General features: G+C 68.2%; 1 protein-coding gene. It reads left to right on the top strand.

Annotation, left to right across the window (positions count from 1 at the left end; genetic code table 11):
• Positions 1–54: 54 nt before the first annotated feature.
• Positions 55–676 (top strand): helix-turn-helix domain-containing protein (locus tag U9980_RS26675; protein ID WP_416210408.1); only part of this gene is annotated, 622 nt, incomplete at its 3' end.

The following is a 676-nucleotide window of genomic DNA, read 5'->3' as shown; positions in this document are numbered from 1 at the left end:
CCGACGGGAGAATTGTCCTTGACAATTTTTCTTTTCGGATGTCACCATGACCCCATGCTCGATGTCGCAGTGATCGAAGACCCTGCCGCCGCCGAGGTCTCGCTCGACCCGGTGCGCGCCCGGCTACTGGCCGCCTTGGCCGAGCCCGGCTCGGCCACCACACTGGCCGCGCAAACAGGCCTGACCAGGCAGAAGGTCAACTATCACCTGCGCACGCTGGAACAGCACGGCTTCATCGAGCTGGTCGAGGAACGACGCAAGGGCAACTGCACCGAACGGGTGCTGCAGGCCACCGCGAGCTCCTACGTCATCTCCCCGGCTGCATTGGCCGACGTCGCCCCGGACCCTGACCGCGCCCGGGACGAGACCTCGGCCCGGTGGATGCTCGCCCTCGCCGCCCGTCTGATCAAGGAGGTGGGCGAGCTCCTTGCCGGCGCCACGGCGGCCCGCAAACAGCTGGCGACGTTCGCCGTCGACAGCGAGGTCCGCTTCGCGACCGCCGCGGACCGGGCCACCTTCGCGGCGGAACTGTCCGAGGCGGTCACCGCGCTGGTCGCCAAGCACCACGACGAGAAGGCGCCGGGCGGGCGCAAACACCGACTGGTAGTCGCCCTGCATCCCAGTCTGAAGATCCCGAACGTGCATCCCGACCCGAACGTGCATCCCGACCCGAACG

Source organism: Protofrankia sp. Cr1, from assembly GCF_963555865.1.
Classification (GTDB): Bacteria; Actinomycetota; Actinomycetes; order Frankiales; family Frankiaceae; genus Protofrankia.
This window is presented reverse-complemented; position numbering and strand designations above follow the sequence as displayed.